11 protein-coding genes are annotated in these 13,897 nt (G+C 69.3%); 8 read left to right on the top strand and 3 right to left on the bottom strand.

Going from position 1 to position 13,897, the window contains the following annotated elements; all coding sequences use genetic code 11:
- Positions 1–79 precede the first annotated feature (79 nt).
- Together ACFY0F_RS27575 and ACFY0F_RS27570 are read left to right on the top strand one after the other, a co-directional pair.
- Positions 80–862, top strand: a complete 783-nt coding sequence (locus tag ACFY0F_RS27575; protein WP_388799685.1) for a GNAT family N-acetyltransferase — start codon at positions 80–82, stop codon at positions 860–862.
- Positions 863–1,032: 170 nt separating this feature from the next.
- A complete protein-coding gene (locus ACFY0F_RS27570) occupies positions 1,033–3,009 on the top strand; it encodes an ATP-dependent DNA helicase (RefSeq protein ID WP_388799682.1) in 1,977 nt (658 codons plus the stop codon).
- Between the two features lie 156 nt (positions 3,010–3,165).
- Here the strand turns inward: ACFY0F_RS27570 and lexA are convergent, their stop codons facing one another.
- Positions 3,166–3,948, bottom strand: a complete 783-nt coding sequence (gene lexA, locus ACFY0F_RS27565; RefSeq protein WP_388799679.1) for a transcriptional repressor LexA — start codon at positions 3,946–3,948, stop codon at positions 3,166–3,168.
- Between the two features lie 505 nt (positions 3,949–4,453).
- Between lexA and nrdR the strand changes: the two genes are divergently transcribed.
- Together nrdR and ACFY0F_RS27555 are read left to right on the top strand one after the other, a co-directional pair.
- Positions 4,454–5,002, top strand: coding sequence for a transcriptional regulator NrdR (nrdR, locus tag ACFY0F_RS27560; RefSeq protein WP_388799676.1), 549 nt, complete (start codon positions 4,454–4,456; stop codon positions 5,000–5,002).
- Between the two features lie 165 nt (positions 5,003–5,167).
- Positions 5,168–8,071 (top strand): vitamin B12-dependent ribonucleotide reductase, encoded by a 2,904-nt coding sequence (locus ACFY0F_RS27555; RefSeq protein ID WP_388799673.1) that lies wholly within the window; start codon positions 5,168–5,170, stop codon positions 8,069–8,071.
- Positions 8,072–8,174: 103 nt separating this feature from the next.
- Here the strand turns inward: ACFY0F_RS27555 and ACFY0F_RS27550 are convergent, their stop codons facing one another.
- Entirely contained in the window at positions 8,175–8,708 is a 534-nt protein-coding gene (locus ACFY0F_RS27550; RefSeq protein WP_388799671.1) for a TerD family protein, read from the bottom strand.
- Between the two features lie 152 nt (positions 8,709–8,860).
- Between ACFY0F_RS27550 and ACFY0F_RS27545 the strand changes: the two genes are divergently transcribed.
- The 3 genes from ACFY0F_RS27545 (at position 8,861) to ACFY0F_RS27535 (ending at position 11,163) form a co-directional block, all read left to right on the top strand.
- Entirely contained in the window at positions 8,861–9,466 is a 606-nt protein-coding gene (locus ACFY0F_RS27545; protein ID WP_388799668.1) for a YdbC family protein, read from the top strand.
- 119 nt (positions 9,467–9,585) lie between these two features.
- A complete protein-coding gene (locus ACFY0F_RS27540; RefSeq protein WP_388799665.1) occupies positions 9,586–10,245 on the top strand; it encodes a histidine phosphatase family protein in 660 nt (219 codons plus the stop codon).
- A 12-nt stretch (positions 10,246–10,257) separates the two neighbouring features.
- On the top strand, positions 10,258–11,163 hold the full coding sequence (locus ACFY0F_RS27535) for an ADP-ribosylglycohydrolase family protein (RefSeq protein ID WP_388799662.1): 906 nt from the start codon (positions 10,258–10,260) through the stop codon (positions 11,161–11,163).
- Between the two features lie 290 nt (positions 11,164–11,453).
- Here the strand turns inward: ACFY0F_RS27535 and ACFY0F_RS27530 are convergent, their stop codons facing one another.
- Positions 11,454–13,001 carry an MFS transporter gene (locus tag ACFY0F_RS27530; protein WP_388799659.1) on the bottom strand — a complete coding sequence of 516 codons (1,548 nt, stop codon included), beginning with the start codon at positions 12,999–13,001 and terminating at the stop codon, positions 11,454–11,456.
- A 192-nt stretch (positions 13,002–13,193) separates the two neighbouring features.
- On the opposite strand from ACFY0F_RS27530, the gene ACFY0F_RS27525 reads away from it, so the two are divergent.
- Positions 13,194–13,817: a TetR/AcrR family transcriptional regulator C-terminal ligand-binding domain-containing protein gene (locus ACFY0F_RS27525; protein ID WP_388799657.1), complete on the top strand. Its 624-nt coding sequence runs from the start codon at positions 13,194–13,196 to the stop codon at positions 13,815–13,817.
- The last annotated feature ends 80 nt before the right edge of the window (positions 13,818–13,897 follow it).

Below are 13,897 nucleotides of genomic sequence, written 5' to 3'. Positions count from 1 at the left end.
CCGTTCCGGCAGCGCCACCACACCGACCTCATCCACCTCCGAGGAACATGCCCCACCCCGCCTCCTGAGAGGAGCGCCCGTGCCTCCCATCGACGCGAGCACCGACGCCGGCCGTGTCCCCACCCACCCGGACGACCCCGAGCCGGCCGGGAACGGCGAGGACACACTGGACCTGCGGCTGCCCGACGAACTCGTCGCCCTCTTCGCCACGGAGGCGACCGGCACCCGGGAGGCGGCGGACCCCGTGCCCGGGTACCGGAAAGACACGGGCCCGCGGGTCCCGCCCGCCGACGACCTTCTCGACGGCATCCAGTACTGGGGCCCGACCGCGACGCCCGTGGGCACCTTCCAGCTGCGACCGGTCCGCATCGAACGCGACCTGCCGCTCATCAGCCGCTGGATGAACGACCCGGCCGTCTCCGCGTTCTGGGGGCTGGCCGGCTCCCCGACGCGGACCGAGGACCATCTGCGCGCCCAACTCGACGGCGACGGACGCAGCGTCCCGTGCCTCGGCGTGCTGGACGGCACTCCGATGAGCTACTGGGAGGTGTACCGGGCCGACTTGGACCCGCTGGCCCGCCACTACCCGGCCCGCCCGCACGACACCGGGCTCCATCTCCTCGTGGGAGCCGTCGCCGACCGTGGACGCGGACGGGGCTCGGCCCTGCTCAGAGCAGTGGCCGACCTGGTACTGGACCACCGCCCGGCCTGTGCGCGCGTCGTCGCCGAACCCGATCTTCGCAACACCCCCTCCGTGGCAGCCTTCCTGGGCGCCGGCTTCCGGTTCGGCGCCGAGGTCGACCTGCCCGCCAAGCGGGCCGCCCTCATGATCCGGGACAGATCCCTGCGCCACCTGATGTAGCACTCCGTAACGATGTCGTCACTCATGGAACGAAGGCCGGACCGGCCGGGTTCCCAGTCGCCGGACGAATGGGAAAAAATCTTGATCCAGCCCCGGGTCTCCGTGATCCCAGCCCTGGTTGCGCACTTGATCCGCCGTTTGTCAGTGCCTGGTCGTAGGGTTGTCGCGCTATGACTAAGCCCTCACTCCCCGAACTCCTGCACGCCGCCGTCACAGCCGTCGGCGGTACGGAGCGCCCCGGCCAGGTCACGATGGCCGAAGCGGTCGCCGAGGCGATCGACGACGGATCCCACCTGCTGGTCCAGGCCGGCACCGGCACCGGAAAGTCGCTCGGCTACCTCGTGCCCGCGCTCGCGCACGGGGAGCGCGTCGTCGTGGCGACCGCCACCCTGGCCCTGCAGCGCCAACTGGTGGAGCGGGACCTGCCGCGCACGGTCGAGGCGCTGCACCCGCTGCTGCGCCGCCGCCCGGAGTTCGCCATGCTCAAGGGCCGGTCGAACTACCTGTGCCTGCACCGTCTGCACGAGGGCATGCCACAGGACGAGGAGGAGGGCCTGTTCGACCAGTTCGAGACCGCAGCCCCCACCAGCAAACTCGGCCAGGACCTGCTGCGACTGCGTGACTGGGCGGACGAGACCGAGACCGGTGACCGCGACGACCTCACACCCGGCGTCTCGGACCGAGCCTGGTCGCAGGTGTCGGTGTCCTCCCGGGAGTGCCTGGGCGCCTCGAAGTGCGCTTACGGCGCCGAGTGCTTCGCCGAGGCGGCCCGCGAGCACGCCAAGCTCGCCGAGGTCGTCGTCACCAACCACGCCCTGCTCGCCATCGACGCCATCGAGGGCGCGCCGGTGCTTCCCCAGCACGAGGTGCTGATCGTGGACGAGGCGCACGAGCTGGTCTCGCGTGTCACCGGTGTGGCCACCGGCGAGCTCACCCCCGGGCAGGTCAACCGCGCCGTGCGCCGTGCCGCGAAACTGGTCAACGAGAAGGCCGCCGACCAGCTGCAGACCGCGGCGGAGGGCTTCGAGCGGCTCATGGAGCTGGCCCTGCCGGGCCGTCTGGAGGAGATCCCGGAGGACCTGGGCTACGCACTGATGGCCCTGCGGGACGCGGCCCGGACGGTCATCTCCGCGATCGGCGCCACCCGTGACAAGTCGGTGCAGGACGAGGACGCGGTCCGCAAGCAGGCACTCGCGTCCGTGGAGACGGTGCACGACGTGGCGGAGCGGATCGTGAACGGATCCGAGTGGGACGTCGTCTGGTACGAGCGCCATGACCGGTTCGGCGCCTCCCTGCGCGTCGCCCCCATGTCCGTCTCGGGCCTGCTGCGGGAGAAGCTCTTCGCGGACCGCTCCGTCGTCCTCACCTCCGCCACGCTCAAGCTGGGCGGTGACTTCAACGGGGTCGGGGCTTCCCTGGGGCTCGCCCCCGAAGGCACGGAAGACGAGGACGCCCCGCAGTGGAAGGGCGTCGACGTCGGCTCGCCGTTCGACTACCCCAAGCAGGGCATCCTCTACGTCGCGAAGCACCTGGCCCGCCCGGCGCGCGACGGAGACCGTGCCGACATGCTGGATGAGCTGACCGAACTCATCCAAGCCGCCGGTGGCCGCACGCTCGGTCTGTTCTCCTCGATGCGGGCGGCCCAGCTCGCCGCGGAGGAGCTGCGCTCCCGCATCCCGGAGTTCCCGATCCTGCTCCAGGGCGAGGAGACCCTCGGCGAACTGATCAAGAACTTCGCGGCCGACCCCAGGACCTGTCTGTTCGGCACGCTGTCGCTGTGGCAGGGCGTCGACGTCCCCGGTCCCAGTTGTCAGCTGGTCGTGATGGACAAGATCCCGTTCCCGCGTCCCGACGATCCGCTGATGAGCGCCCGCCAGAAGGCGGTGGAGGACGCCGGTGGCAACGGCTTCATGGCTGTCGCCGCCACTCACGCCGCGCTCCTGATGGCCCAGGGCGCCGGCCGTCTCGTACGGGCGTCGGGGGACCGGGGCGTGGTGGCCGTACTGGACCAGCGGCTGGCCACCGCGCGGTACGGCGGTTATCTCAAGACGTCACTGCCCGACTTCTGGTACACCACGGACCGTAACCAGGTCCGCAAGTCGCTGGCGGCCATCGACGCGGCGGCCAAGCAGGCGGAGGAAAAGTGATCGGGTGATCGGGGGCCGCTCCGGTACGGGAGCGGCCCCCGGCACTCACAGAGCCGCCCGGTACCCGGCCCTGCACAGCACAGGGCCCCGGAACCGGCGCAGAGGTTCCGGGGCCCGGTCAGTGGACGGGCCGCTCCCGGCCGTCCGCCGCGGTGGTCACACGCGGCGCAGCACCGCGACCACCTTGCCGAGGATGGTCGCGTCGTCACCGGGGATCGGCTCGTAGGCCGCGTTGTGGGGCAGGAGCCAGACGTGGCCGTCCTCGCGCTTGAAGCGCTTGACGGTGGCCTCTCCGTCGAGCATGGCGGCGACGATGTCGCCGTTCTCGGCGACCGGCTGGCGGCGGACGGTGACCCAGTCGCCGTCACAGATCGCGGCCTCGATCATGGAGTCGCCGACGACCTTGAGGACGAAGAGCTCGCCGTCACCGACCAGCTGCCGGGGGAGCGGGAAGACGTCCTCGACGGACTCCTCGGCGAGGATCGGGCCACCGGCGGCGATGCGGCCGACCAGCGGAACGTACGACGCGGCCGGCTTGCCCGCGGTGTCGGTGGGCTGCACCGTGACCGACTGGTCGGAGCCGCGCACCTCGTACGCGCGCGGGCGGTGCGGGTCACGGCGCAGGAAGCCCTTGCGCTCCAGCGCCATCAGCTGGTGCGCGACCGAGGACGTGCTGGAGAGGCCCACGGCCTGGCCGATCTCCCGCATCGACGGCGGGTAGCCCCGCCGCTGTACGGAGTCCCGGATGACCTCGATCACCCGGCGCTGCCGGTCGGTGAGTCCGGAGCTGTCCGCCCGGATGCCTGGAGGTCGGCCCGGCAGGGATCGCTTGTGTCCCTCGGGATTCGTGGCTTCGTTCATCGCGTGCACCGGCTCGAGTCGGCCCTGGGAGCGGTCCTGGGCGGTGATGGTGGCGGCGCTGTCTGCGGTGGTGGTCACGTCGGCCCCTCTCGATGGTCTCCCTGCTGGACAACGGTAGTTGCTTTCGAAAGGTTGCGCCAAACACACGTTCGAGTGAAAAAACGCGGTTCACCTGACGTTGTCGTGTGTGCGGGTGTATGGCCAACGCGGCACCTGGCGGACAAAAGGGCTCATTGTTGTACTCTTCACCGCCGGGGTGGCGGCCTCGTGGGCTGCGCTCCCAGTGTGCCATCCGGAATCCCGTCAACCGGGTTGCCGGGCCCCTTCTGTGCCGGAGTCCTACGTGACCTCCGTGCGGCGCCCACGGTATCTCCGTATCCGCATGAGCGGTACATCTGCGACACGCGAGCGTGTTGTTGTATGGGCCAAGCCCCACATGTAGTGGTTGGATTGCTGCAGCTACCCACAAGTTGTGGTCCCCCGGGTCGGCGATGCTCCGGTGATCCCCTATGCTTGTGGCTGCTCCGAGGGGCCCGTGAGGTCTCTGGGGCTGTTGAGTCTGCTGTGAGGAGGGTTGGAGATCATGCACTGCCCCTTCTGCAGGCACCCCGACAGCCGCGTGGTCGACAGTCGTACGACCGACGACGGCACGTCCATCCGCAGGCGCCGCCAGTGTCCCGACTGCTCCCGTCGTTTCACGACCGTGGAGACGTGCTCGCTCATGGTGGTCAAGCGGTCCGGAGTCACCGAGCCTTTCAGTCGTACCAAGGTCATCAACGGCGTGCGCAAGGCATGCCAGGGACGGCCTGTCACCGAGGACGCACTCGCCCAGCTCGGCCAGCGGGTCGAGGAGGCGGTGCGGGCCACCGGAAGCGCCGAGCTGACCACCCACGACGTGGGGCTGGCCATACTCGGACCGCTGCAGGAACTCGACCTCGTCGCCTATCTGCGATTCGCCTCCGTCTACCGGGCCTTCGACTCGCTCGAGGACTTCGAGGCCGCGATCGCGGAACTCAGGGAGGGGACGCGAGGACCCGCCACGGCCGACGAGGACGCGGGAGCGGGGAGCAAGGAAGACGATCGCGGGCCCGGAGGGACTTCGCAGGTCCCCGTGCCCGCCCACGCCGACTGACCGGCGGGCCGGAACGGGGCGGAGACACCGGTTCCGGCGGGACGGCGGCGACCAGAGGCCTGTTGCGGGCGGCAGCGTGAAGGCGTCCGCAACACAAGACAGATCACCGTGTCACGGGAACATCGTGGCATTTCAGGGCGTTTTCGCCCGTACCAGGGAGGCGGCATGACAGAGACGGCGAGCGGTCCGGCACGAGGTTCCCGATCCAAGGGCGCCAAGGCGGCCAAGGGCCTGCGCATCGAGCGCATCCACACCACCCCCGGCGTGCACCCGTACGACGAGGTGAGCTGGGAGCGCCGTGACGTCGTCATGACCAACTGGCGCGACGGCTCGGTCAATTTCGAGCAGCGCGGCGTCGAGTTCCCCGACTTCTGGTCGGTGAACGCGGTCAACATCGTCACCAGCAAGTACTTCCGCGGTGCCGTCGGCACCCCGCAGCGCGAGGTCAGCCTCAAGCAGCTGATCGACCGCATCGTGAAGACGTACCGGAAGGCCGGCGAGGACCACAAGTACTTCGCCTCGCCCGCCGACGCCGAGATCTTCGAGCACGAGCTGGCCTACGCCCTCCTGCACCAGATCTTCAGCTTCAACAGCCCCGTCTGGTTCAACGTGGGCACCTCGCAGCCCCAGCAGGTGTCCGCCTGCTTCATCCTGTCCGTCGACGACTCCATGGAGTCGATCCTCGACTGGTACAAGGAAGAGGGCATGATCTTCAAGGGCGGCTCCGGCGCCGGCCTGAACCTCTCCCGGATCCGCTCCTCCAAGGAACTGCTCTCCTCCGGCGGCAACGCCTCCGGCCCGGTCTCCTTCATGCGCGGCGCCGACGCCTCCGCCGGCACCATCAAGTCCGGTGGTGCCACCCGCCGCGCCGCCAAGATGGTCATCCTGGACGTCGACCACCCCGACGTCGAGGATTTCATCGAGACCAAGGTCAAGGAGGAGGAGAAGATCCGCGCCCTGCGCGACGCGGGCTTCGACATGGACCTCGGTGGCGACGACATCACCTCGGTCCAGTACCAGAACGCCAACAACTCGGTCCGCGTGAACGACGAGTTCATGAAGGCGGTCGAGCAGGGCGGCAAGTTCGGCCTGCGGGCGCGGATGACCGGCGAGGTCATCGAGGAGGTCGACGCCAAGGCCCTCTTCCGCAAGATGGCCGAGGCCGCCTGGGCCTGCGCCGACCCGGGCATCCAGTACGACGACACGATCAACCACTGGCACACCTGCCCGGAGTCCGGCCGCATCAACGGCTCGAACCCCTGCAGCGAGTACATGCACCTGGACAACACGTCCTGCAACCTCGCCTCGCTGAACCTGATGAAGTTCCTCAAGGACGACGGCAAGGGCAACCAGTCCTTCGAGGTCGAGCGCTTCGCCAAGGTCGTCGAGCTCGTCATCACCGCGATGGACATCTCCATCTGCTTCGCCGACTTCCCGACCCAGAAGATCGGCGAGAACACGCGCGCGTTCCGCCAGCTCGGCATCGGCTACGCCAACCTCGGCGCCCTGCTGATGGCGACCGGCCACGCCTACGACTCCGAGGGCGGCCGCGCGCTGGCCGGTGCGGTCACCTCCCTGATGACCGGTACCGCGTACAAGCGCTCCGCCGAGCTCGCCGCGGTCGTCGGCCCGTACGACGGCTACGCCCGCAACGCCGACGCGCACAAGCGCGTCATGACGCAGCACGCCGACGCCAACACCGTGGCCGTCCGCATGGACGACCTCGACACCCCGGTCTGGGCCGCCGCCACGGAGGCCTGGCAGGACGTCCTGCGCCTCGGCGAGCAGAACGGTTTCCGTAACTCCCAGGCGTCCGTCATCGCCCCGACCGGCACCATCGGTCTCGCGATGTCCTGCGACACCACCGGCCTCGAGCCCGACCTCGCCCTGGTCAAGTTCAAGAAGCTGGTCGGCGGCGGCTCGATGCAGATCGTCAACGGCACCGTCCCGCAGGCCCTGCGCCGCCTGGGCTACCAGGAGGAGCAGATCGAGGCGATCGTCGCCCACATCGCCGAGCACGGCAACGTGATCGACGCCCCGGGCCTCAGGCCCGAGCACTACGAGGTGTTCGACTGCGCCATGGGCGAGCGGGCCATCTCCGCGATGGGCCACGTCCGCATGATGGCCGCGATCCAGCCGTGGATCTCGGGCGCCCTCTCCAAGACGGTCAACCTCCCCGAGAGCGCCACCGTCGAGGACGTCGAAGAGGTCTACTTCGAGGCGTGGAAGATGGGCATCAAGGCCCTCGCCATCTACCGCGACAACTGCAAGGTCGGCCAGCCGCTCTCCGCCAAGACCAAGGAGAAGGAGAAGTCCGCGACCGACGCCGTCACGGAGAAGGCCGAGGCGACCATCCGCGAGACGGTCGAGAAGATCGTCGAGTACCGCCCGGTCCGCAAGCGCCTCCCCAAGGGCCGTCCCGGCATCACCACCTCCTTCACCGTCGGTGGCGCCGAGGGCTACATGACCGCCAACTCCTACCCTGACGACGGTCTCGGCGAGGTCTTCCTGAAGATGTCGAAGCAGGGCTCGACCCTCGCGGGCATGATGGACGCCTTCTCCATCGCCGTCTCGGTGGGCCTGCAGTACGGCGTGCCCCTGGAGACCTACGTCTCGAAGTTCACCAACATGCGCTTCGAGCCGGCCGGCATGACGGACGACCCCGACGTGCGGATGGCGCAGTCGATCGTCGACTACATCTTCCGCCGCCTGGCGCTGGACTTCCTGCCCTTCGAGACGCGCTCCGCTCTCGGCATCCACTCCGCCGAGGAGCGCCAGCGCCACCTCGAGACGGGCTCCTACGAGCCCACCGACGAGGAGGTCGACGTCGAAGGCCTGGCGCAGTCGGCGCCGCGCGCCCAGGAGCTGAAGGCCGTCGCCACGCCGAAGGCCGAGGCGGAGGCGGCCAAGCCCGCCCCGAAGCAGGCCCACACCAGTGCCGAGCTGGTGGAGATGCAGCTGGGCATCCAGGCCGACGCCCCGCTGTGCTTCTCCTGCGGCACGAAGATGCAGCGGGCCGGCTCCTGCTACATCTGCGAGGGCTGCGGTTCGACCAGCGGCTGCAGCTGATGACGCGCAGTGCCTGAGGTAAGGGGCGCCGGCCATGGGCCGGCGCCCCTTACCGTTGCCCAGGCGAGCGCCCGACCCGTGGTCTGCGCCCGCCGAGCGGGCGTCAGGGCTGGTGCATCCTGCCCATGGACCTGGTGAAGGTCGCGGGGTCGTCCTCGAAGCCGCGCACCCCGGGACGGAAGTTCCAGTTGCCGGACTCGTCGTGCGTGAACTCCGCGACCGCCGCCGCCGTCGCCCCGAGCACCGAGCCGAAGTCGTCCTCGGCCAGGACGTCGTAGCCCTCCCGGATGCGCACCGCCGGGTTCAGGACGCCGGCGAAGGTCCGGTCCACCAGGCGCTGCTGGATGACCACACCGACGACCACGCGCGCGTACCGGCCGTCGAGGCGGTCGAGTTCGAGGGTCATCACCTCGTCCCAGCCGAAGCCCCTGCCGTCGGTGCTGTCCCGGTTGAGATAGATGGTGCCGTCGGGCGACCGGCTGTCGAAGTGCACCACATAGGCCGGAGCGCCGTACGGGTCGCCCGCGCTGAACGTCGCGGCGACGATGTCGAGGTCGGTGGGCGGCTCGCCCGTGGGACTCGGGTCCCACTTGAGCGCGACCTCCACCTTGCGGATCCCCTTGCTGAAGCCGGTCACCGGGCGTCCCCTTCCCCCTGGAGGCCTCACTGCCTCAACTTCTGGGCAGCGACAGATCGTTGTCCATCGTGCCATGGGCGCGGGGGCGCGTGCGCGGTCCGTCTCCGCCGGAGCGTGACCGGCGCCACGCCAGGTGGCCTTACCATGGCGCGGTGCTGGTCAAGTGGATTCGCTGCACCGTGGTGGACCGCCGCGGCTTCGAGCGGGGGCAGCGAAAGTGGGCGGGGCTTCTCGGGGAGCCGGGGTTTCGGGGGCAGGGCGGAGGATGGAGCCGGCAGCGGCCCGGCGTGGCGCACACCTTCGCCTTCTGGGAGAGCCGTGCCTTCTACGACTCCTTCATGGCCCGCTCCCACGACCGGCTGGCGGCGGCGCAGTCGGGCACGTTCAAGGACATTCAGGTCAAGCTGTTCGAGTACCGCTTCGACGTGAAGACCGGCTTCGAACCGAGGTTCACGGACACCGACCTGATCCGTGTGGCCCTCTGCCGAATCCACGAGGAGCGCGTCGAGCACTTCACACTCATGCAGGAGAAGGTCTGGAACCCCGCGATGGCCGGCTCGCCCGGCATGATCCGCGGCATGTTCGGCGAGGCACCGGGGCAGGAGTTCCTGGTGCTGTCGATGTGGCGGTCGGCCGCGGAGCACGGCAAGTACCGGACCGAGCGGGTGGAACGCCTTGCCCTGCGCGCACAGACGGAGGCGGACGTCGCGGCCCTCACCGGTGACATAGTGGAACTGGAGCCGAGCTGGACGGTCTGACATCCGGACCCGCGAATTCCGCGCCCTTGAGGGCTCTGCGGTGCAGGATTCGTGTGACCTACGCCGTATGGAGCCCGTACGGGTGCTCGACCGGCTCCCGTTGGATCTAGGGTTTTGGCATGGCACGACCACGGCGCATCGTCCTTGTCCGCCACGGGGAGTCAACGGGCAATGTTGATGACTCCGTGTACGAGCGGGAACCCGACCACGCACTGGCCCTGACCGAGCGGGGCCGCCGGCAGGCGGAGGAGACCGGCAAGACACTCCGCGACGTCTTCGGACGCGAACGCGTGAGTGTGTACGTGTCCCCCTACCGGCGTACGCACGAGACGCTCCGCGCCTTCCACCTCGACCCGGAGCTCATACGGGTGCGCGAGGAACCCCGGCTGCGCGAGCAGGACTGGGGAAACTGGCAGGACCGTGACGACGTGCGCCTGCAGAAGGCCTACCGGGACGCCTACGGGCACTTCTTCTTCCGCTTCCCGCAGGGAGAGTCCGGTGCCGACGTGTACGACCGGGTCGGCGGCTTCCTCGAGAGCCTGTTCCGCAGCTTCGAGGACCCCGACCACCCGCCGAACGTACTGCTGGTGACCCATGGCCTGGCCATGCGCCTGTTCTGCATGCGCTGGTTCCACTGGACCGTCGCGGAGTTCGAGTCGCTGTCCAACCCCGGCAACGCCGAGATGCGCATGCTCGTTCTCGGGGACGACGGCAAGTACACCCTCGACCGGCCCTTCGACCGCTGGCGGGAACCGGCACCCCACTGGATCAACGGCTAGAGTGGCGGGGCGATGACCGCTGACTCCTCTCCTGCCGTGCGCCTGGAACGAGCCCTGACCAGCCTGCGTGGGCTTGCGGTGGGGGATGCGCTGGGTTCGCAGTTCTTCGTTCCGGCGCACTACCCCCTGCTGAAGCGTCGCGAGCTGCCCGCCGGCCCGTGGCAGTGGACCGACGACACGGAGATGGCCTGCTCGGTCGTCGCGGTGCTGGCCGCCCATCACCGCGTCGACCAGGACGCACTGGCCCACTCCTTCGCCCACCACCACGACTTCGACCGGGGCTACGGCCCGGCGGTCAACCGGTTGCTGCGCCTCGTCCGCGAGGGCGAGGACTGGCGCGAGCTGGCCGCCGGTCTCTTCAAGGGGCAGGGCTCCTGGGGCAACGGGGCGGCGATGCGGATCGCGCCCCTGGGCGCCTGGTACGCGGGAGACCCGGAGCAGGCCAGTCACCAGGCGGAGATCTCCGCATATCCCACGCACCAGCACCGCGAGGCCGTGGTGGGCGCCATGGCGGTCGCCGCGGCCGCCGCACTGGTCGCGGCCCCGGACGGGCCGCCCGGCCCCGGGGAACTCCTCGACTCGGTGATCGCTCTCGTCCCGAAGAGCGCGGTCGGTGCGGGGCTGCGGCGCGCCCGGGACATGCTCGACTACGACGACCCGGGCACCGTCGCGGCCGTGCTGGGATGCGGGCGGCGTACGAGTGCCCATGACACGGTCCCCTTCGCCCTGTGGTCGGCCGCGCGGGCTCTCGGTGACTACGAGACGGCGTTCTGGACGACCGCGCAGGTGGGCGGCGACGTGGACACCACCTGCGCCATCGTCGGTGGCGTCCTCGCAGCCGGGGAGGCGGGGGCTCCGCCCACCGAGTGGGTGGAGCGGACGGAGTCGCTGCCGGACTGGGTGCGCACGGCCGGTTGACGCCTGCCCGCGCCGGAACCGGGGCCGGTGTACGAACGCCACGACCCGCGCGAACTCTGCGTGTTCGGCGGGAACTGTGCGTCACCGTCGCCCGTTGTTCCGGCAGACGTCGTGCGACGCGGAGGGCGCGCGGTCATCGAGTGATGGGGCGTCGCAGGTACGGGGCGTGGGAGGCGTGGGGTGTGAAAGGTGGCGGCGTGACACATGTGCGGATGGCCGGCCGGGCGCCCTTGCTGTCGGTTCCCCGGGCTCGGACCGGCCATCCGCGGCCTTGTACCGATCCGGTCGTCTCAGCCGATGCCCAGGCCCGCCGTGCCGGCGAGGGCTTCGAGGTCCTTCTTGCGCACCTTGATCACCAGACCGGCGGTGGCCAGGGCGAGCACGGCCATCGCGGCGGCCGGGATGAACGCGGTCGAGATCCCGTGGGCCAGTACCTCGTGTCCCCAGGGCGCGGGCAGCTGGTGCGTCTTGGCGAACTCGGCCTTCTGCGCGGGCGTGCCGTCCGCGAGGAACTTCGGCAGCTGCTTCTTCGCCTCGTCCTTGGCGGCGGAACCGAACACCGTGGTCAGGATCGACAGCCCGAGCGAACCGCCCACCTGCTGCGTGGCGTTGAGCAGTCCGGACGCCGCGCCCGCTTCGTGCTGGGCGACACCGGAGACCGCCGTGACCGTGGCCGTCACGAAGTTCAGGCCCATGCCGAAGCCGAACACCAGCATCGGTCCCAGCACTCCGCCGACGTAGGAGCTGTCGGGGCTGATGAACGTCTGCCAGACGAGCCCGATCACCACCAGCGTCGAGCCTGCCGCCATGAACGGCTTGGGGCCGAGGGAGGGCAGGAAACGCTGCGACAGCCCCGCGCCGACGACGATCGCGAACGTGACGGGAAGGAAGGCCACACCGGCCTTGATCGGGCTGTAGCCCAGCACGTTCTGGACGAACAGGACGATGTAGAAGAACATGCCGAACATGGCAGCGGCCAGGCTCAGCATGATCACGTAGGTGCCCGACCGGTTGCGGTCGGCGAACATCTTCAGCGGGGTGATCGGCTCCTTGGCCCGCCTCTCGGTGAACGTGAAGGCCAGCAGCAGGACCACGGCGGCGCCGAAGGACGCGAGGGTCAGGCTGTCCCGCCAGCCCTCCTCGGCGGCCCGGATGAAGCCGTACACGAGCGTTGCCATACCGGCCGTGGAGGTGAGCGCGCCGGCGATGTCGAAGCGCCCGGGATGCCGTTCGGACTCGTTGATGTAGAGCGGCGTGAGAAACGCGATCAGCACGCCGATCGGTACGTTGACGAAGAGCACCCAGCGCCAGTCCAGCCACTCGGTGAGCATGCCTCCCGCGAGCAGGCCGATGGCGCCGCCACCCGCGGACACCGCGGCGAACACGCCGAACGCCCTGTTCCGTTCCGGGCCTTCGGGGAACGTGGTCGTGATGAGCGCCAGCGAAGTGGGCGACGCGATCGCGCCGCCCATGCCCTGCAGGGCTCGTGCCGCGAGCAGCTGCCACGGCTCCTGTGCGAGACCGCCGAGCAGCGATGCGAAGGTGAACAACAGGATGCCGGTCATGAACACCCGGCGGCGGCCGAGGATGTCGCCGGCGCGTGCGCCGAGCAGCAGCAGGCCGCCGAAGGTGAGCGTGTAGGCGCTGACCACCCAGGTCAGGTCCGTCGTGCTGAACTTGAGCGCGTCTTGAATGTGTGGAAGAGCGATGTTCACAATCGTCGCGTCGAGTACCACCATGAGCTGGCAGGCCGCGATGACGGTGAGCGCGATGCCGGGACGCCCCTCCCGGCGGGCCGTCTTCGGTTTGTCGTCCTCGATCAGTTGAGAGGCTGTCACCTTGGGTCCCCCACAGAGCCGTTAGTGGATAGTGAACGACCGCGTTCACTGTCGCGTCCACGGTAGTGACTCCCCGATAAGGAACGCAAGCGTTCACTTGACATGTCGCCGCCCCGCGTCCCCCGTTGCTGCCGTGCGGCGCCCTTCCCTGTTGTCCGGATCCCCGTCCCCCCGCTCACTGGAGAAACTCGGATGGTTACCTCGCGCTGGACGGCCCCTCCCGCTCGGACGGCCTCCCCCCGCCGGCGCGGTGCCGTGCTCGAACGCGCGATCCTCGACGCCGCGCTGGAGCAACTCAGTACCGTCGGCTGGAACGGCCTCACGATGGAAGGGGTCGCCGCTGCCGCGCAGACCGGCAAAGCGGCGGTCTACCGCCGCTGGCCGTCCAAGGAGAAACTCGTCGTCGACGCACTGCGGGCCGGGCTGCCGCGCCTCGAAGAGGCGCCCGACACGGGGAGCGTGCGCGGAGACCTTCTCGAGCTGTGCTTCCAGGCTCGCCGGGCCATGTTCTCCCGTCCCGGTTTCGCATTGCGCGCCATCATTCACGAATGCGATTTGGAGCAGGCTGAGCGCTTCCATGAAGTGATCTTCGACGGTGTGCTGGAGCCGACCCTCGGGCTGCTGCGCGATGTCATCTCCCGTGGAATAGAACGGGGTGAGGTGCGTCCCGATGCGGCCAACGGCTATGTCGTCGATGCCATTCCAGCGATGATGCTGTACCGGTCAAAAGTTGGCGGAAGCGAATGGATTGACCGGGATCTGGAAGAGATGATCGACCAGCTGATGCTTCCGCTGCTTCGGCCGTACGACTCCTGATCCTGCGGTGCGGCGGCCTTCGCGCGGCTTGGGGCACCGGGGTGTCGCGCGGGGATCCCGGCGGCGTACCCTAAGTGCGC

It is taken from the genome of Streptomyces sp. NPDC001544 (assembly GCF_042894285.1).
Classification (GTDB): domain Bacteria; phylum Actinomycetota; class Actinomycetes; order Streptomycetales; family Streptomycetaceae; genus Streptomyces.
Note: the sequence above shows the minus strand (reverse complement) of the source record. Positions and strands in the feature narration are given on the sequence as shown.

What these genes read in the sequence shown, in the direction of transcription:
- ACFY0F_RS27525 (WP_388799657.1), top strand. Translation starts at nt 13,194, where the DNA reads ATGGTTACCTCGCGCTGGACGGCCCCTCCCGCTCGGACGGCCTCCCCC.
- ACFY0F_RS27540 (WP_388799665.1), top strand. Translation starts at nt 9,586, where the DNA reads ATGGCACGACCACGGCGCATCGTCCTTGTCCGCCACGGGGAGTCAACG.
- nrdR (WP_388799676.1), top strand. Translation starts at nt 4,454, where the DNA reads ATGCACTGCCCCTTCTGCAGGCACCCCGACAGCCGCGTGGTCGACAGT.
- ACFY0F_RS27555 (WP_388799673.1), top strand. Translation starts at nt 5,168, where the DNA reads ATGACAGAGACGGCGAGCGGTCCGGCACGAGGTTCCCGATCCAAGGGC.
- ACFY0F_RS27570 (WP_388799682.1), top strand. Translation starts at nt 1,033, where the DNA reads ATGACTAAGCCCTCACTCCCCGAACTCCTGCACGCCGCCGTCACAGCC.
- ACFY0F_RS27535 (WP_388799662.1), top strand. Translation starts at nt 10,258, where the DNA reads ATGACCGCTGACTCCTCTCCTGCCGTGCGCCTGGAACGAGCCCTGACC.